The following is an 18,497-nucleotide window of genomic DNA, read 5'->3' as shown; positions in this document are numbered from 1 at the left end:
TAAACAAGCCCCGTGCCAGTCTGGATCCGTGCTGAAACAGCCGGCTCTGTCATCTGGCCGTGGTGATCTCACCCACAGCGCGTGTTGCAGCGGACACGCCAGGCGCGCTGGCTGCGACTCGTGAGGCGAATCGGTGATTCGCTGAACAAGTCACCACAGCGTTTCCTCGTCTCAAGAGTTCTGCTGCGAACTACGGAGACAGGACACTAGAAAGGGAGCTTGAGCTGCTCTGCGCGCCGCGCCGCCGTGGGGAGCGACACCCCGCCGTCCTCCGGGAGCTCGAACCCCCAAAGCATCTCGGACAGGCCCGAAGCTCGCCGGATACGCGCTGCTACGCCGGCTTCGAGCACCGCCCGTTGCCCCAGGAGGGTGACCTGACGTTTCGCGCGCGTGACCGCGGTGTAGATCAACTCCCGTGTCAGAATGGGTGAGGGTTTGGGGGGGAGGACCAACGCTACTTCTTCGAACTCAGAGCCCTGACTCTTGTGGACGGTCATGGCGTACACCGTCTCGTGAGGAGGCAGTCGCGCTGGAAGGATGCCTCGCAAGCTGGGTGCCTCACCAGGCGCCGCAGGGCTCAGGAACCACGCCCGGAGCCGCCCATCCTCTCCCCGCGTGACCACACCGACGTCACCGTTGAAGAGCCCCAGCTGATAGTCGTTTTGAGTCACCATGATCGGCTGCCCCGGATACCAGTTGGCTCGCTGTTCAAAGCCAGAAAACAGCCGGATCAGCCCCGCTTCTGCGAGCGCACGTTCGCACGTCTGGTTGAGTTGTTCGACGCCCAAGCGGCCGCGGCGGTGTGCGGTCAGCAAACGAAACCGCGCCAACCGGTCGAGCTTGAGCCCCGGGTCGGTTGCTTCGAGGTAGGCGCGAAAGCCTTGGACGGCGAGCGCGCCGAGCTTGGGCTCCAACTCGTCTGGGTCGCCAGCGATGAACGCGGCACCTGCCGAGCCGTGGCAACTATCCCAGGCAGCGCGTCCATCACCGGCGTTGATGGCTCGGGCGAGCGCGCCGATGCCACCCTGACTCGAGTAGCGATAGCTCTTTGTCAGATGCACCATGCAGTCTGCGAGGGCTGCTCGCCCTTCAGGGATGCCGCGCGCTTTCTTCGGCTTTGCCAGGCGATCCCCGCTGAGCCTCGCGATGCGGCTCACCAGGGCCGGGGAGTAGCCATTCAGCGTGGAGGGGTTGAAGACATCTCCGAGGATCGCGCCGGTCTCAACGCTAGAGAGCTGATCTTTGTCGCCGATCAAGATCAGCTGCGCGTGCTTTGGCACTGCTTCGACCAACTTGGCTAGCAAGGCCAGATCGACCATGCTGCTCTCGTCGACCAGCACGCAGTCTGCGGATAGAGGCTCGCTCGCGCCGTAGCGGAAGCGGGTGGGGGAGTGCGGCTGGTAGCCCAGCGCTCGGTGGATCGTCAGCGATTCCGTGGGGATTGATTCGGCTACCCAAGCGTCGCACGCGAGCTTCGCCTTCTGTTCGGTGATGGCTTCCGCGAGGCGTTGCGCTGCCTTCCCCGTGGGTGCCAACAGCAAGATCCGCGGAGGATCCTTGCCGAGGGCCTGGGACTGTTCGACGAGCGTAGCCAGGATGCGTACCACCGTCGTGGTCTTGCCGGTGCCTGGTCCGCCGCTGATCACCGAGAACGCCGAGCTCGCGGACACCAAAGCAGCGACGCGCTGTAGATCGGGGTCCTCTGTGCTGCCAGCGAAGAGCCGCGTCAAGCTCTCTCCGAGTCGCTGCTCCTCGACGATCACATCCCGACCCAGCCGTTCGAGGAGGTCCGCTGCGAGGCGCGTCTGATAGTCGTAGTAGCGCCAAAGATACAAGCGACCTCGAGCATCGAGGACCAGGGGCCGGTGATCTGCAGGCAACGGTTCGAGGCAGGTTGCTGGCGTAGCAACGAGGGGACTCTGGCCGAGTTCACGCAACCAACCCTGCAGCGGGGGTAGCTCGACCTCGACTGGCTGCTCGTCGTCGTCGAGGAGCACCCGCTTGTCCAGCCCTCGCAGGTCCAAGCAAACATGCCCTCGCTGTACCGCGCGGCTGGCGAGCGCCGCCCCCAGCAAGACGTGCGCGTTGCTCGGTTGGATGCGATCCAGCACCCGCGCGAATTCCACGTCGAGCGCCCCCAAGACGCCAGCGGAGTGCAGCCCGAGCAGCGCCTCGGGTAGAGATCTCGCCATCAGGAACTCGCCTCCAGTGCGGGCCCCGGGCCACCCAAGCCGTCCATCACATTCGACAAGGCTTGGATACGGCTCTCCGGTGGCTTCTCGAAGAAGACGCCGCTCAGGTTGCCCAGCTCAGGCGCCATTCCGCGCAGAAAAAGATACAGCACTCCACCAAAATCTACGTCGTAGCGATAGCCCGGCATGCGTGACGACAGGTAGCGGTGCAGCGCCAGCGTATACAGATGATACTGCAGGTAGTAGTGCCCGTGACTCATCGCCTCCTGCAAGCGGCGAGCACCGTAATGGACTGCGGCGTCCCCCAGGAAGTTCGTCTTGTAGTCCACCAAGTAGAAGCGCCGTGTCCCCTCCGCTGTGGAGTTCGGGCTGCGGAAGATCAGGTCGACGTAGCCCTTCAGAAAGCCCGTGAGTGGGGCGAACCCAAGCTGCTGAATGCGGTCGGCGTAGCTCGGCGCGAGCGCTGCGCTCGGGTGATCTCGAAACACCGCCGCGAGGTGCTGGGAGTGCAGGCGTTCGGCGCCGGGGGTCATCGCCACGGGAAAGTGGAACTCGAGCTCGTCTAGGCGGTCTCGACGGCTGAGCGCCGCGAGACATAGATCGACGTCGGGACCTGCCTCCGCGCTCGGGGACGGTGCGCGGCTTCGCCCCTCAGGTACGCGAAACAGGGGCGTGACGAGGGCGCGCTGAATACCGCTCGTCGCGCCGTCACTCAGATCCGTCGGGTAACCATGGGTTGCGAGCTTGCGCTTCACCAGCTCCTTTAGCGCGGCCTCGTCCCGCGTAAAGTCGTGGTGCTCGAGTACATCGTGAAAGAAGTTGCCCGCCTTGGAACCGCGTGGAAATGGGACGAGCTCCAGCTGTGGCGTCAAGAAGTCTGCCTCGGCGTCGCTCAGATCTCCACCTTGGTCGCGGTCACGACCTTCATCCGGATCCAGTTCGAGCTTCTCTGCTTGGGCAGCGAGACCGGAGAAACTAGCCGTGCGGAAATATTGGTCGATGCTGCGCTCCCGGGCGCGAGCGCTGAGTGCGTGTTCCCGAGCGCCGCCGAGGACCGGCGTCCCGGGCATGGACCCATCGAGTCGACGTAGTGTGAGGCCGGGGATGCGACTCGCCAGATCGGCGACTTCGCGTAGTAGGTCATCCGCGGACTTGTCCTTGAAGTGGGCCTTGAGGCGATCCACGTCACACGCCATGCGTCCCTGATCTGGCGGGTGCAGCAGATAGCCTAGCGCGGAGTAGGCGTAGGGTCTCTGGTGCTTGTGCCCAATCGGGCCCCAGAACACGTGGGTCATGTGCTTCGCGCGCGTCAGCGCGACGTACAGCAAGCGCAATGCCTCCTCGAGGCTCTCGTTCACTGCCCGCTGCTTGTGTGGGTGCTTGCTGTCGTTCTCGAACAGGAGCGACAGCGTCAACTTCCCCTCGTCGTCGTGAAAGACGGGCTGGCGGCTGTCATCGGGGTGGAGTCCAGAGCCCGCGTGCGCATACGGGCAGAAGACGACTGGATACTCGAGGCCCTTGCTCTTGTGCACCGTGGTGATTTTGACCGCGCGCTCGTCACTCTCCAACCGCACCTGGACGTTCTCCACACGCTGACTGTTGTCGAGTCGCTGAACGCTGAGCCACGCGAGGATGCCAGCCGGGCCAAGGTGAAGACCGCGCGCTGCCGCATGGATCAGCTCGATCAGGTGGAGCACATTGGTGAGGCGCCGCTCGCCATCGGTCAACGCGAGCAGGTGTTCGAAGCTTCCAAGCTCCGCCAGCACTCGCTGGATCATCTGCACGAATCCGCGCTGCATCCACAGCTGGTTCCAGGTGCGGAAGCGGGCGGTCCAGAGGTCCCACTCCCGATCATCGCGCTCCAGCGCGTCCAAGGCGTTTGCGCTGACCCCAATCAACTCCGTGGTCAGTGCAGCCTTCAGCGCCCGAACTTGGGTCGGCTCCGCGACGGCGCTGAGCAGTTGCCCAAGCTCGCGCGCCTCCACCGACAAAAAGACGCTTTGATCGCCGAGCACGACGCTTGGGATCCCGTGGCCGTTCAACGCGTGCTGCACCTCGAAGGCTTGAGCGTTGGTGCGCGTCAGTACCGCAATGTCTCCAGCGCTCAGCGGTTGCTCGAGGATGTGTAAACCTGACGCAAGCGTGTGGCGCACCTCACGCGCACATAGCTCAGCGATCCCCAGCTCTTGACTCAGCTCGGCGTCGACGAACGCCAAGCTAAGGCCGCCTTGGGGCTCACCCTCGATCGTCGCGAGGCGCTCAGTCGCGCCAGGCTTCGGAGCGATGTGGGGAAACGCGATGCCCGAGACCAAGAAGGGCACATGCAGTCGCTCGGCATCGTACAGACCGTTCAGCGCCTCGAGTAGCGCCGGGTCTGTGCGCCAGTTCGTGCCCATGGTGTACTGGCGCTCGCTCGCCGTGCCCCGCGCGGCCCGCAGATAGACGCCGAGGTCTGCACCGCGAAAGCTATAGATGGCCTGCTTGGGGTCCCCGATCACGAACAGCGGCCCCACGCTGTCTGCGTTTACCGGGAGATTCGGCGAAGCAGCGCTCGGAGCAGCGGAGCCAGGAGAAGCAGACAGCGGCTCGACGTAGAGCCGCTGAAAGATCCGCCATTGGATGCTGTCCGTGTCCTGGAACTCGTCGATGAGTGCCGCGGGGAAACGACGCCGAATGCGGTCTGCTAGTTGAGGTCCGCGCGAGCTGATGAGCGCGGCGTCCAGCTGCTGCAAGAGGTCGTCGAAGGAAATCAGCCCTCGCTCGAGCTTACGTTTCGGGATCTCCCGGCGTGCGTATTCGACGAGCCCAGTGACGAACGCCGCCAGGCGCCCTCGCCACGCCTCGGTAAGGGCCTCGTGTTCCTCGACCACCGTCTCCCAGCGCTCGAAGAACGCGTGACGCGGTATCGGTTGGCCTTTGTTCATCGGGAAGCGCGACTGGGCCAGGTGTATCGAGCGCTCTGGCAGCGTGTCAGCGAGGGCGCCCCGGCGCTCCCTCACCCCCAAGAAATCCTCGAGATCGTCGAGTAGCTGATCGACGAAGAGCAGCTTGAGCTTCACTTGGTTCACGCCCTTTCGGCGCAGGATGCGATCGAGCTCTGCCCGGTCGTAGACGTCTCGCGCGCGGTCCACCGCACGCTCGAGCGCCTTGCGGTTAGGCATCGGCGCTTGCTCAGCTCGAGGCAACACCAGGAGTTCCGGGTTCGAGACGACGCGGTCGGCCAGGCGCTGGCAGGCCTTCAAGTCGAGCTTGTGCGCGGCGAGTTGCTGGAGAAACTCTGCCGGGGCGGCGTGGGTCTCCAGGGTCCAGTAGTCCCGCACGACCTCGTCACGCAACACGCTCAAGTCCGGCACGAGTTCCGACTCGAACAGACCGCCGCTCTCGAACGCGATTTCCGTGAGGCAGCGGTGGCAGAACCCGTGGATGGTCGAGATCGCCGCCTCGTCGAAGCGCCCTAAGGCGAGCTCGAGCCGCGGCTTCAGCGCGTCGTCCGGCAGCACAGAGCGCAGGCGCGCGAGCAATGCGGTGTCCGCTTGATCGAGGCGCGTTCGGCCGACCTCCAGCCCCCTTAGCAGATGGCTAAGCCTGGCTCGGACGCGATCTCGTAGCTCCGCCGCTGCCGCTTCGGTGAACGTAACCACCAAAATGCGTTCAATACCCAGGCCCCGCTCGCACACCAGACGAGTCACCAGGCTGGTGATGGCGTGAGTCTTACCGGTGCCCGCGCTGGCTTCCACCAAGTTGAAACCTGCGAGCTCGATCGTGCTGGCGTCGAAGGGGCGCACTAGGTCTCCTCCAGGTGCGCCAAGAGGGGCTGCCAAATCGTCTGTGCGAGCTCGTCAAAACCCGGAGCCCGCGTGTCGGGAATGGGCGGTAGAGCCCGGACGTCGCTGCTGTTCCCGACGACGCGACTCGCGTAAGGATCGAAGCGAGTGTCGTCGGCGAGCGCCGCGCTCGCCACCGCGTGGGGGTGTTCCTTTCCGCTCTCCAGCGCGTCGACGAATGCGCGCGATGCCTCAGGGAAAAAATAGAGCGGCTCGTCTAGCCCGAGGAGCAGGAGCCGACACAGTACGTCAAGCTCGCGAGTCGCGTCCTCCGGTGCTCGCAGCTCGTAGCGCGTGATGCGGGACTTGCCCGGCTGCGGGCGCAAAAACACGTACGACCTCGCGACCTCCCGCGGCAGCTGGCTCGGCTTCTTCAGGCGTGAGCTATCCGGCGCGCTGGCGCGTTGTTCCACGTGGGCGCACCAAATCAGGTGCTCTGCCCAGGCGCGCAGCTGGCGCTTGGGTCGCGGCCGCATGAAGTTTGCGCGGATCATCCGCCCGCCGTACACGTCGTCCAGGTTGCCTTCTAGCTGAACGCCGCATGGCATCCGTAGGGAAACATGATGGCTCTGGGCTGGGTGGCCAGCCATGGCACCGAGTAGGGCCTGTTTCATCGCGTCCGTCTCCGCTTGGAGCACGTCGCGAGTGACCGAACCGCTGGTGCCGAACGGCAACTTTCCGCTCGCGCGGAGCACCATCAGGCTCTCGTCGTCGTCCACACCTTCGAGGCCGAGCTGAAGCAAGACGTTGCCTACGGAGTACTTCTCCAGCGCAGAAAGCTCGATCGGCTCTCGGTCGAGGAGCTCCGCGCTTTCCTCCCGAAGGAACAAGCCGAGCCGGCGCTCGAAGAGGTACTGCTGGGGCGCCGATACGAAGAGCAACAGGTCGCGTAGACCGAAGCGCGGGGGGCCTTCCAAGCTCGGCAGGCGACCCTCGAAAATGGGCGTTGGCTGGTGACGGCTGCTGCGCGCCGTGGCGGCTCCTCGACACAGCTCTTGGCGGAAGCTGAACAGGCTTGGCTCCTGACCGTCGAAGTAGCGGCGACTGAAGGGTTGCAGCGGGTGCTCCGTGATCAGCCGCTGGCGAACGTCGAGCGCAGGCTCGTTCTCGGCGAGGTCGACTTCGACTTGCGGTGACGCAGGGCTGAGCTGTCGCTCCAGATGGTCGAGTAGCTCCTCCACCGCGACGCTCGGCGGACGCTTGGAGTTGTCGTGAATGCTCTGGCCGTTGTACGTGATGATCAGCCTATCTCGGGTGGAGAGCAGCGCCTCGAGGAAGAGATAGCGGTCGTCCTGGCTCCGCGAACGATCGCCGGGCCGTGGCAAGGCGCTGGCCAAGTCGAAGTCAACCTGGCTATCTCTCCGCGGAAACGCATCTTCGTCCATGCCCATCAAGCAGACCACGCGGAAAGGGATGGAGCGCATGGGAACCATCGCGCAGAACGTCACGCCGCCGGTGAGGAAGCTCTTGGCAGGTTGCGACTCGTCCAGTTGCTCAGCGAGCAAGGGCATCAAGACCTTGAGGCCGATCTTGGAGCCGAAGCCCACGCTCTCAGCGGCGCTGCGGATCTGCTCGAGGGCACTCAGCACTCGCTGGTGCTGCCACGCGTAGTCGCCTTCCGTTGCGAACAAGAGTCCCACCACCCGCGCGAGCGCAGCCTGCCACTCCGCGAGGCTCTTCGACTGATCCAGAGTGTCCAAGCTCTTGAACAGCGTCTCGGCGAACGACGCGAGCTTCCCAGCGAGCTCCGCAGCCTGACCCTCGACCTCGTCGTAGGGGAGGCAACCGTGAAAGCGTCGCCGGTCTTGGCCGGGCAGAGCGTAGCCGACGAGCAAGCGGTCCAGGCCGAAGCGCCAGGTGTTCTGGCGGATCTCCGGTTGGCCATGCCTGACGCGATCCTGTTCGTCGATCGCCCAACGGATCCCCGTCTCGCGCACCCACTCGGCGATCGAGTCGAGTTCGGCGACTTGGATTTGAAAGCGCTCCGCGATCGGCGCGAGGTTCAGCAAGTCGAGGAGCTGGCTCGCGCTGTGACGTCCACCCACCAGCGACAACACCCGAAATAGCCCTTCGAGCACGGGTGCGTCGTGGCGTACGGACCGGTCGGCGATTCGATACGGGATCCCGCCGCGGCGCTCCTTGCGTGACGCTGCACTCTGTTGCCGCGCGGAGTCACTGCTGGCGGTTCGATCCGCTTGAGGTCGATCGAAGACCGCTTCGATGAGCGGAGCGTAGCGCTCGATATCGGGCGCCATGACGATGATGTCCTGGGGGGCAAGCGTCGGATCGCTCTCGAGTAGGTCGAGCAGCAGATCGTGTAGGACCTCGACTTCTCGCATTGGGCCATGACACGAGTGCACGGCGATGGACTGGTCGCTCGTCGGGAGGCTTGGCTCGAGGGCATCGTCTAGCTCCAGCAGGCTCTTCTGTACCCTTGCCAGCAGGTTGGGCTCCGCCTTCCCCTCGGTCGGGTCGCGATACAGCTCGAGGGGCTCTTGATAGCCAGCCCCGAGTTCTTCGAGCAGCTGCTGGAAGTGCGCACCCGCGACGCCAAGAGCCGCGAGTAACTCGTGGGGCTCTTCGAGTGCTTGCCCCTGCTCGATGAGCTTCGCCCGCTGGCGAGGGGCAGCTTGATCCGCGAACCAGCCTCGCGAAGGCGAGAGCACGAACAAGTGCACGTCGATCAAGTCGGCCAGGCGCGCGACGCTCCTCAGGTAGAGCGGGGGTAGGCTCGAGAGACCGAACAAGCACACGCGTTCCGGCAGCTGGTGCTGACTAGCGGCGACGTCTGCAGGGAGCTCTGCAAGCTCTCGGACGCGCTGATCGAAGTCACGCTCGAGGTAAGCTAGGTGGTGCTTTCGCAGCGCTTCTGGCAATCGCCGCCACAGCGCGGCCTGCCAGGCAGCGGAGCTCTCGAGTCGCGGCGGCAGGTCTCCGCTTTTCCCCGCTTCCCATGCGGCTATTAGTTCCGGGCGGAAAACCAAGTAACCATCGAAGGCGCGAGTCACTCGCGCGGCGAGCTGCTGGGTCTTGAGGTCCAGCGCGCCGCCCGCGAGGTAGCCGAGGACGCTCTCTAGAGCTTCACGATCCGGGCTCGGCTCGAGTCCCGCGAACTCTGCGGGCAACGTCGCCAGGCTCGAGTACAGCCCCCAAAACAGTCCCTCGCGAGAGTGGCTCGAGAGATCTGGTCGGGAGAACGTTTCCGCATAGATTTGTGAAACGAAGTTCCGTGGGTAAAGGAACTCACCGTTCGTGAAGACGCCCAGCTCGAGGGCGAGCTGCTGACTGAGCCACGTCGCCATCCCGCGGCCCTGAACCACCACCCGCTCCGCGCGCATCGGATCCGCGACAGGCACCCGCAGCACCTCCGCGAGGCTCTTCGCGAGCTGCTCCGCGTGATTGCTGCGATAGACGAACAGGCGCCGGGGCATAGGGGTCAGGCAGGGTTGGGGGGGAGGGACAGACGCCGTGCGGCTCCGAAGGACCGTGGCGGGTTCCGCTCGGCACGAGCAAGGCGCTTAAACTACTGTGGGAGGAAAGCCCAGGTAGGACGAACAATAACACGGAAAAAGTGTTCAGTATTCGGCTCCTGGAGAGGGAGGCTATCGTTCCGCCCATGCCTGATCGTTGGACCTGGCGGGTGGCTGAGCTGCCTTACCAGTATGCGGTGGAGATCCGTGGGGACCGCTTGGTGTGGATTTGGGATAGCGGGCCTGGAATTCCTCCGACGGAGGAAGCTCAGCCGCTCCAGGCTTTGCTCCAACAGGGGCGGGCTGCCGTCCCCTCGGCGTGGCAACAGATCCCGCCACCCATCCTCGACCAAGTGCGTGCGCGCGCCGGGCAGCTGAGCGGCGCTCCTGCGGCGGGGGCCGACGCGACGGGGCCAACCCAGTTTGCGCCGGCCATCACGGCTCAGGTTGCCTCCCAGCCAACGGGTGCACAGCCGAATCCGCAGGGAACAGCGGCTGCGCCGCCTGCGGGGTGGGGTCCGCCAGCGGCCGGTGCTCCGTCGCCCCCAGCTGGCTGGGGCCCGCCGGCCGGTGCTCCGGCACCGTCAGGAAATCAAGCTGCACCAGGACCTCAAGCCGGCTTTGGGCCGCCTCAAGGGCCTCCGCCGGCCGTGCCCGGGGCGCCCATTTCGGGGAGTCCCAGCTCTGCGGTACCGACGACGCCCGGCGGTTCTGCCCCGGTCGGTCTGCCAACCAGCGCCTCGCTGCCAACTGCAGCACCTGTTGGCGCCGCGCCTCCTTCAGGCGACCCGAAGGCTCAGGTAGTCGCGCTGCTGCGCGCTGGGGAGAAGGCGCGTGCCGTCGACCTCTATCGCCAGCACTTCAAGGTTAGCGCGATGCTCGCCAAAGAAGAGGTCGAGTACCTCGCGCAGAATCTGAAGGACGAGTAGCGGGCGGCGGCGTCAGGGCGCGGGTTGTTCCGCCGGCTGCTGAGGCTGGGCTGGCTTCGCCGTTGGGGTCGGGGCCGGCGCGCTCGGCTTGTCTGGCGTTGGTGTAGCGCCGCTCGGCTTGCTGGTCGGTGAACCGCTTGGCGCGGTCGGGGCGCTGGGCTTCGCTTCGGCAGCCTCGGGGTCTTGAGGGGCTGCCTCGCCCGCTGGTGCTTCCTCGGCGTCCGGTGTGGGCTCGTCAACCTCGTCAGCTGAATCGTCAGAGGAGTCGTCGCTGTCTTCGTCGTCGGTCTCCGCTTGAGGGGTGCCAAGCTTCGGGGCCGGTGTGTTCTCGACGGAGCGGTCGAAGGGAGGAGTTTTCCACGTGGATTCGAGGAGGTAGAGCGCCTCGGTGATGTGGGAGATGTGCGAGCAATGGGCGTATTCACGGTGTCCGGCGTAGGACAGCACGTGCAGGTTGCCGGAGTGCACCTCCCCCAACAAACCAAACTCTGAGTCGCCTGCATCGCGCTTTTCGAGGCTGAGCCCAAGCTGCTCGAGCAAGAGCGCGGTCGTCAGGCGAACGGATGGGTAGCCGCCCTCGGGTTCGACTTGGGAGTGGGTGAGGTAGAAGATCCCGCGCCCAGCCTTCGCGTTCTTGGCGTAGTCGAAGATGGGTTGAATGAACGCTGGATCGACGTCGCTCGGCTTTGAATGGTGCGCGGCGCCGGGCTTCCAGCCGCCATGGAGTCCATCCAGCAGCACGACCGCGTCCACCTTGTCCGCACTGTGCTTCAAGATCCGATTCACCGCTCCGTAGCCTGCGCTCCATGCGGAAATGGCCAGGTGTCGGATGTGGGCGCGCGGGTCGTTGGAGTACGCCTGAAGGTTCTTTTGGATCGACCTGAGCAGCCGCGGGAAGCGCTCAGGATCTTCGAACGCTTTGGTGTATGGGCCGCTGCCGGTCCCGCGATCGACGCCCACGTAGGTGATGCCGTGAGCCACCTGAACCAGGGTCTTGCGAATCGGTTCGTGGCCGTGGAAGTGGATCAGCACGTCGTAGCCGAAGTCGTTGGTGTGCCCGCCTTTCTGCGGAATGGCGATCTGTCCCATGCGCAGCTTGCGGTACGCCGCGTACGGCCCGAGCCCTATCGGGTCGTGGGGGTTGCACTCGTGGAAGCCCTTGAGGCGCAGCTGGTCGTTCAGCGGCTCGGCTTTCAGCTGAGCCAGCTTGACCGGTTCGGCGCGGGGCGCCTCGGCCACCACCTCCGGGGCTTCTTTGGTAACGGGCTTTTTCGCCACACCGGGTCGAACCAAGGCGATCCCAGCAATAATCAAAGCGGAGATGCTCAAGAGGCCCAGAGGGCTCCCGAGCCGCTTCTGTAAGTGTTTCAGCATGGGGGGGCGACTCCGGTAAAGCAGATCCGCGGCCCCGGCGCCAGCCACGGCCCGCCAAGCAGCTGGTTAGCAGCGCCCAGCCTGGCGAAAGCGCCGCTTCGGTGCTGGAGAGGGCCCGCTGCGGCGGGCCGAGCCGCACTTTGCTGCAGGTCGGATCACCGCGGAACCGCCAAACGCCCGTCTGGTTGGTGGAGGCTCGGCGCTGGGAAGCGAACCTGACCTACTGGCGAATCTGTGCGGAAATTCGTGTTCTCGCGACTCAGGAAAGCGACCTCGAGCGCTGCGGCCGCTGTTCGAGGCCGCTTAGACGGTGCTTGGACTGGTTTTCGCTCACGGAAACCGAGGATGACTTTGCTTTTTCTGACGCTCTGCGAATGGGGGTGCGCAGCGGAGTCCAATGTCAGGAAATCGGGCCCGATATCAGGGAGGGAAATCCAGGGCGCGCCGTATGTGGAGTCACATCGGCAACACTGCCGAGCTGCTTGACCTGGCCTGCTTGACCCAAACCTCGATCCCCTAAGCAGCGCCAGGCCTGAACGATTGATTTGAATATCTAAGATGGGTGCTGCGTCATCCGCCACCCCAAAGGAGCTAGTATGAAGAAGCTGCTCGTGAGCGCCGCTGGCGCTGCAACTCTGCTTGGCCTGTTCTCTTCCACCGCCATGGCGCAAGACAAGCCGATCAGCCTCGGCCTGCGCGCTGGGTACGGTATCCCCATGGGCAAGGTGCAGGATGACGTCACCGTGGCTGGACAGACGACGGAGTTCAAGCTCTCCGACACCGTGTCGAGTGCCTTTCCAGCATTGCAGCTCGACGCCGGCTACTTCGTGACGCCCGAGATCATGCTGGGGGCCTACTTCGGCTATGCGGTCTTGAGCGTCGCGGACGATGCGTGCCCCTCGGGCGTGGACTGCAGCGCGAACCAGCTGCGCTACGGTATCCAGGCGCAGTATCACCTTTCCCGTGGGGAAAATCTGGACCCCTGGTTCGGACTCGGATTTGGTTTCGAAGACATCTCGATGAGTCGCGAAGCCGGTGGTCAGTCCCAAGACTTCAGCCTGAGCGGCCTCGAGTTCATCTCGCTCAACGGTGGGGCTGACTTCCAGGTCGCGGATGGCATCGGTGTCGGACCCTACGTGTCGTTCGCGCTGGGCCAGTACTCGAAGACGACCGACTCGGCGGGCAAAGACGCCGACATCGAGGAGACCGCCATGCACCAGTGGCTGACGCTCGGCGTGAAGGGCTCCTTCGGCTTCTGAGTCCGAGTCCTTCGAGTAGACCTTTCGGCGGCGAGTCACCCGGGTGTGGCGCGCCGCCGCTCTTTTTTTGTCGTGTGCCGTAGCCACGCGTCCCCAGAAGCGCGATATGAGATGGCATGAAGCGCCGCTACTGGATCGCCCTCGGTGCCCTCGCGCTGATTGCGCTCGGTCTGACCTTTGGAGGGCGAACCATCCGCCGCGGCTTGGTGCGGGCCTTCGATACGGGGTATTCGCCGCCGAGCGTGGACTCCGCCGGAGCGGCAAGTCGCGCGGCGTCGGGCGTTCAACTGGTGCAAGTCGTGACGGGTCTGTCGGAGCCGACGGACATCCAGTTCGTGCCTGGCCAGGCGGACCACGCGGTGTTCCTGGAGAAGGGGGGCACTGCTCGCTACGTCGAGGTGCCCGAGTCCGGTGAGGCAATCGATGCGGAGAAAGCGCCGCTGGTGGTCAAGCTGGAGGTGCGAACCAACTCCGAGCTGGGCCTCCTGGGATTGGCGTTTCATCCCAAGTACGGGGAGAACGGGCTGTTCTACCTCAACTACAACCCCAAGGCCGGCGAGCTCCGCACCATCGTTTCCGAGTGGCATTTACCCGTCGCGGAGCTTGGCAAGCGACCCGCCAAGGAGACCCGAGTGTTGCTCGATTTCGAGCAACCCTATGAGAACCACGATGGGGGTCAGCTAGCGTTTGGGCCGGACGGTTACCTCTACGTTGCCACCGGAGATGGCGGCTTCAAGAATGATCCCCACGGTAACGGTCAAAGCCTCAAGACGCTGCTCGGGAAGCTCCTGCGCATCGACGTCGACCACAAGGACGAGGGCAAGGAATACGCGGTCCCCAAGGACAACCCGTTCCTCAGCCAGAGCGACGCTCGCCCGGAGATTTGGGCCTACGGCCTCAGAAACCCCTGGCGCTTCAGCTTCGACCCCCAAGGGCGCGCGCTGGTCGCCGATGTCGGACAGAACACCTGGGAAGAGGTCGACTACGTGCGCGCCGGCGACAATCTCGGGTGGAACACTCGGGAGGGGCGTCACTGCTTTGCCAGCGACGACGACTGCACCACCGCCGGCCTCGTCGATCCGATCACCGAGTACAATCACGAGCTCGGCAAGAGCATCACTGGCGGCTTCGTCTACCACGGACAGAAGCTCCCGGAGCTCGCTGGCCACTACGTATTCGGCGACTTCGTGGACGGCCGCGTCTGGTCCGTCGCCTTGCCGAAGGAACTCGACCCCGGCGAGCCCATGCTGCCGCTACAGAGCTTGGGCCAATGGCCCTACTTGATCAGCACCTTTGGTCAGGACGCCAAAGGCGAGATCTACCTGGCAGACTACAGCCGCGGAGACATCTACCGATTCGAAGCCAAGCACTAGCCCCTGGTAGAGTCCTGTCGTGGTAGTTCGCGGCAAAACTCGCCCGCCTCTAGAATTCCGTGAGGATTTTTGGGGGAGGAGCGCCCGCCTAGTCGCCTTCGATGTGGTGCTTGATCGAAACCGTGATCGAGTAGAACAGGTTCCCCTGCAGGCGCAGCACGAGGCCTCCCTTGAACAGCAGATCTCCCGCCGAGATGCCGTCGAAGCGCGCGACTCGGGGAAAGCGCTCCACCAAGCGCGTGCCGTCCACGAACTCCACCTGGATGCCATCCCTCAATAGCTGTTCGGTGCTGACGATCTTGCCGCCCGAGTTGCCCGGGAAGACCCCTAGACGGTAGCGGCCCCGGTTGTCGCTCACGCCTTTGCTACCTTTTTCGAACGCGAAGTTCGGGGTGCAGTGCTTATCCTGGCCGTTCGTGTCCGACAGACAGATGCTGGTGTTGCAGCGTCCGCCGCAAGACCGGCCTTCGTAGACCCGGACGGCGATCGGGGCGACCACCCAAAGTTCGTTCGGACCGAGCATGCAGGAGCCGCTAACGCAGCGCGTGCCCTCGAACTTTGCGCACTTGCCGCCGCAATCGTCGGTGGGTGCGGCAGCAACGGGCGGCGGCGCGGGAGGTAGCGTCGCGGCGGGTGCCGCCTGGGCGTTCAAGAAGTCGCAGTTGGTACGCCCCGGTGGCTTGAGGCCGAATTGATCGCTGGCGAAGGAGTTCCCGTTTGAGATCAGGCACGCGTAGTGGACATTGGGTGAGTCCCCAACGCAGCGACAGAAGTCTTCCTTTCCGTCGCCGTTAGCGTCCTCCATGCGCCCAGTGCGGTTGTAGCCGAGGTCCAAGTTCGCGCTCGACTGGAAGGTCATGCTGCCCGTGTCGCACTGTAAGGTGCGCGTGGAGCGCACCACCTGGCAGAAGTCGTTCTTTGCGCCTCGTCCGCTGACATCAAAATAGCCATACGGAAATAGAGATGGGTCGCCCGCGCTGGTCGAGCGGCCTCGCACTAAACCGGGAGCCGCGCCGTTGCCTGCCTGGGTCGGACTGGGTGGGGTCGCGGGCGCTAGCGGCGTCACTGGTGTCGCCGCTACGCAGGCGCCACTCACGCAGGCTTGGCCCACCGGGCAGGGCGTGGTCGTCACAGGCTTGCTTGGACTTGCAAGCAAGGCTCACCAGGACCAACAGCAGGGCGGCACCCAGGGCAGAGCCGGGACCAACACGGGTGGCTGACATAGCCGCTGACTCTAGCAAGGGACCGCTGGCGCAAAGCGCGAGATCCGTTGTGCCTTCTGCCTTTTGGCAAACTTACCGGGTTCCCGGCGTTTGGCGCTCCGGGCTTCTTTGGTAGTGTCCCCGGCGCCAATGTCCTACCCCAAGCAAGACCCTCGACAGAACCCCGTCCGCTCTTTCGCTCACCTGGTGCGTGCGCCCCTCGCTGGTGCGCTCGTTGCGGGTTGCTTCGTCGCCTGTGGCGGTGGAGCTGCCACTGAGGCGCCGCCTGACACGGCGCCCCCGGTCCCCCCAGAGCCCCCGGGCAAGCCGACGGTCCAGCGTTCCCTCGCGGAAGTGGGCCTGGACGCTGCGGCGATGGACAAGAGCGTCGACCCCTGTACGGACTTCTACAGCTTCGCCTGCGGCGGCTGGATCAAGAACACACAGATCCCCTCGGACAAGGCGCGCTGGGTGCGCTCCTTCTCGGTGATCCACGAGGAGAATGAGAAGGAGCTGCGGCGCATCCTCGAGGAGGCAGGCAAGGCGACCGACGCCGAGCCGGTGAAGAAGGCCCTCGGCTCCTACTACGCAGCCTGCATGGACGAGAAGGCCATCGAGGGGGAGGGCACCAAGCCTCTGCAGCCGCTGCTCAAGCAGATCCAGGGCGTCCGCGATCAAAAAAGCTTGATCGCCGCGGTGACCAAGCTGCACGAGCACCGCATCTGGGCCCTCTTCGATATTTCCGCGCAGCAAGATTTCGCCGACGCCACCAAGATGATCGGCTTCATGGATCAGAACGGTCTCGGCCTACCGGACCGCGACTACTACATTCTGGAGCCTGCTGCGCTGCCCAAGCACACGAGTGACCCGGCGAAGCACCCGAGCGAGGCGAAGGCAGCGCCTCCGACCAAGGAGGCCCTGGAGGCGCTCGAGAAGAAGAAGAAGCTGCTCGCCGACTACGAAGCTCACGTCGCGCGCATGCTCGAGCTTGGGGGCATGAAGGCGCCCGCCGCCAAGGCGGCCGCGAAGGACGTGTTGAAGATCGAGACCGCCCTGGCAGAAGTCTCCAAGACCAAGGTGGAGCGGCGCGACCCAAAGAAGCTCTACAACAAGGTCGACCTCGAGGGCGTCGAGAAGACGCTGCCGCGCTTCGACTGGAAGAGCTACTTCGCGGCCATCGGGGCCCCGGAGCTCAAGGACATCAGCATCACCAGCAAGGAGTTCTTCGCGGGAGTGAATGACATCCTCCCGAAGTTCAAGCCGGCGCAGTGGAAGAACTACCTGACCTGGCAGGTGCTCCACAACATGGCGCCTACCTTGAGCAAGGCGTTCGTCGACGAGAACTTCAAGCTGAACAAGCTGCTCACAGGTCAAGAAGAGATCGAGGCGCGCTGGAAGCGCTGCGTGGCCTTCACCGACGACGCGCTGGGTGAGGCGCTAGCGCAGCCCTTCGTCGCTGAGCACTTCGGTGGGGAGAGCAAGTCCGCTGCAGAGAGCTACGTCCACGCGATCGCTGCTGCCTTCGACAAGGAGGTCGACAACCTCGACTGGATGGACGCGACGACGCGCCAACGCGCCAAGCAGAAGCTGAAGGCGATGGCCTACCTGATCGGCTACCCGAGCAAGTGGAAGAGCTACGACTTCACCGTTGGCAAGGAGTTTGCGGCCAACGTACTCGGTGCGGAGAAGTGGAAGCTGAAGGATGATCTCTCTCAGCTGGGTAAGCCGGTGGATCGCGAGCGCTGGGAGATGAGCCCGCCCACGGTGAACGCGTACTATCACCCGAACAAGAACCACATGGTGTTTCCCGCTGGAATCCTGCAGCCGCCGTTCTACGACGTGAAGGCTGCGGTGCCGGTCAACCTGGGGGCCATGGGCATGGTGGTCGGACACGAGCTGACGCACGGCTTCGACGACGAGGGTTCGCAGTTCGACAAGGACGGCAACCTGAAGAACTGGTGGGAGCCACCGGTGGAGAAGACCTTCAAGGGCAAGACCGCCTGCGTGGCCGAGCAGTACTCGAGCTACGAGGTGCTGCCCGGTGTGAAGATCAACGGCAAGCTCACCCTGGGCGAGAACATCGCCGACATGGGTGGCCTGAAGCTGGCGTTTGCGGCCTATCGCTCGCTGCGCAAAGATGCCCCGGAGCACGTCCAAGCGGACGGCTTCACCGAGGACCAGCAGTTCTTCATCTCCAACGGCCAGATCTGGTGCGCGAAGTACCGCGAGGAAGCGGCGCGCATGCAGGTGGTGAACGATCCGCACTCGGCGCCGCGCTATCGCGTCAACGGGCCGCTCTCGAACTTGCCGGAGTTCGCGCAAGCCTTCGAGTGCAAGTCGGGTACTCCGATGAACCCGGAGAACCGCTGCTCGGTCTGGTAGTCTCAAGCAGCGGCGCGCTTCGGCCGCCCACGCTTTCCCTCCAAGGGCACGCCTTGCCGCGTGCCCTTGACGTTTGTAAGTGCTGGGCCAATCAGCCGCGTTGATGAAACAGCACGGCCTGACGAACCACGCTCCTCACCCCCAAACCCCGCGTACCCGCCTGATGCTGAGCGCGCTGCTCGCTGCGGTGTGTCTCGTAGGTTGTGGGGTGAACACTCGCGCCGCGATCAAGAACGGCGGGAGTGAACCCATCAACGTGAAGCTGATGAGCGGAGAGGACCAAGTCGAGTACGGATCGGTCGCTCCCAACACCACCACGGAGTTCGAGAAGCTCGGCTTCGACAGCTACGGAAACGTGACCTTGGAGAGCAACGGCAAGCAGACGCCGGTGAAGATCCAGCCGGAAAAGGACAATACGGTCACCGTGAAGCCCGACGGAAGCGCCGACGTCGAAGCCGTCTACAACGAGGACAACGAGTACTGGTAAGGGCT

Annotated in this window: 11 protein-coding genes; 5 read left to right on the top strand and 6 right to left on the bottom strand. The window is 64.4% G+C overall.

Annotation, left to right across the window (positions count from 1 at the left end):
- Window positions 1–206: 206 nt before the first annotated feature.
- The 3 genes from recD to recC are packed head-to-tail and all read right to left on the bottom strand — an operon-like array spanning window position 207 to window position 9,447.
- Window positions 207–2,192 (bottom strand): exodeoxyribonuclease V subunit alpha, encoded by a 1,986-nt coding sequence (gene recD, locus H6718_01705; protein ID MCB9584079.1) that lies wholly within the window; start codon window positions 2,190–2,192, stop codon window positions 207–209.
- On the bottom strand, window positions 2,192–5,977 hold the full coding sequence (recB, locus tag H6718_01700; protein ID MCB9584078.1) for an exodeoxyribonuclease V subunit beta: 3,786 nt from the start codon (window positions 5,975–5,977) through the stop codon (window positions 2,192–2,194). Before recB ends, recD begins: the two co-directional genes overlap by 1 nt.
- Complete coding sequence (gene recC / locus H6718_01695) at window positions 5,977–9,447, bottom strand: exodeoxyribonuclease V subunit gamma (protein ID MCB9584077.1); 3,471 nt, start codon at window positions 9,445–9,447, stop codon at window positions 5,977–5,979. Before recC ends, recB begins: the two co-directional genes overlap by 1 nt.
- Before the next feature lie 185 nt (window positions 9,448–9,632).
- Here recC and H6718_01690 point away from each other — a divergent pair, with 185 nt between their 5' ends.
- Window positions 9,633–10,415 carry a hypothetical protein gene (locus H6718_01690; protein MCB9584076.1) on the top strand — a complete coding sequence of 261 codons (783 nt, stop codon included), beginning with the start codon at window positions 9,633–9,635 and terminating at the stop codon, window positions 10,413–10,415.
- Between the two features lie 12 nt (window positions 10,416–10,427).
- On the opposite strand, the gene H6718_01685 is transcribed toward H6718_01690, so the two are convergent.
- The gene (locus H6718_01685) at window positions 10,428–11,789 is read right to left on the bottom strand and encodes a hypothetical protein (GenBank protein MCB9584075.1); all 1,362 of its coding nucleotides are present in this window, start codon (window positions 11,787–11,789) and stop codon (window positions 10,428–10,430) included.
- Window positions 11,790–12,385: 596 nt separating this feature from the next.
- On the opposite strand from H6718_01685, the gene H6718_01680 reads away from it, so the two are divergent.
- Together H6718_01680 and H6718_01675 are read left to right on the top strand one after the other, a co-directional pair.
- Window positions 12,386–13,048 carry an outer membrane beta-barrel protein gene (locus H6718_01680; protein ID MCB9584074.1) on the top strand — a complete coding sequence of 221 codons (663 nt, stop codon included), beginning with the start codon at window positions 12,386–12,388 and terminating at the stop codon, window positions 13,046–13,048.
- A 116-nt stretch (window positions 13,049–13,164) separates the two neighbouring features.
- On the top strand, window positions 13,165–14,421 hold the full coding sequence (locus H6718_01675; protein ID MCB9584073.1) for a PQQ-dependent sugar dehydrogenase: 1,257 nt from the start codon (window positions 13,165–13,167) through the stop codon (window positions 14,419–14,421).
- An 88-nt stretch (window positions 14,422–14,509) separates the two neighbouring features.
- Here H6718_01675 and H6718_01670 read toward each other — a convergent pair whose 3' ends face one another.
- A complete protein-coding gene (locus H6718_01670; protein ID MCB9584072.1) occupies window positions 14,510–15,280 on the bottom strand; it encodes a hypothetical protein in 771 nt (256 codons plus the stop codon).
- A 79-nt stretch (window positions 15,281–15,359) separates the two neighbouring features.
- On the bottom strand, window positions 15,360–15,644 hold the full coding sequence (locus H6718_01665) for a hypothetical protein (GenBank protein ID MCB9584071.1): 285 nt from the start codon (window positions 15,642–15,644) through the stop codon (window positions 15,360–15,362).
- Window positions 15,645–15,773: 129 nt separating this feature from the next.
- Here H6718_01665 and H6718_01660 point away from each other — a divergent pair, with 129 nt between their 5' ends.
- Both H6718_01660 and H6718_01655 read left to right on the top strand, forming a co-directional pair.
- Window positions 15,774–18,005, top strand: a complete 2,232-nt coding sequence (locus tag H6718_01660; protein ID MCB9584070.1) for a M13 family metallopeptidase — start codon at window positions 15,774–15,776, stop codon at window positions 18,003–18,005.
- A 103-nt stretch (window positions 18,006–18,108) separates the two neighbouring features.
- On the top strand, window positions 18,109–18,492 hold the full coding sequence (locus tag H6718_01655; protein ID MCB9584069.1) for a hypothetical protein: 384 nt from the start codon (window positions 18,109–18,111) through the stop codon (window positions 18,490–18,492).
- The last annotated feature ends 5 nt before the right edge of the window (window positions 18,493–18,497 follow it).

This window comes from Polyangiaceae bacterium (genome assembly GCA_020633205.1).
Lineage (GTDB): Bacteria > Myxococcota_A > Polyangia > Polyangiales > Polyangiaceae > JAHBVY01.
The sequence above is the reverse complement of the archived record's forward strand: the minus strand, read 5'-3'. Positions and strand labels throughout refer to the sequence as shown.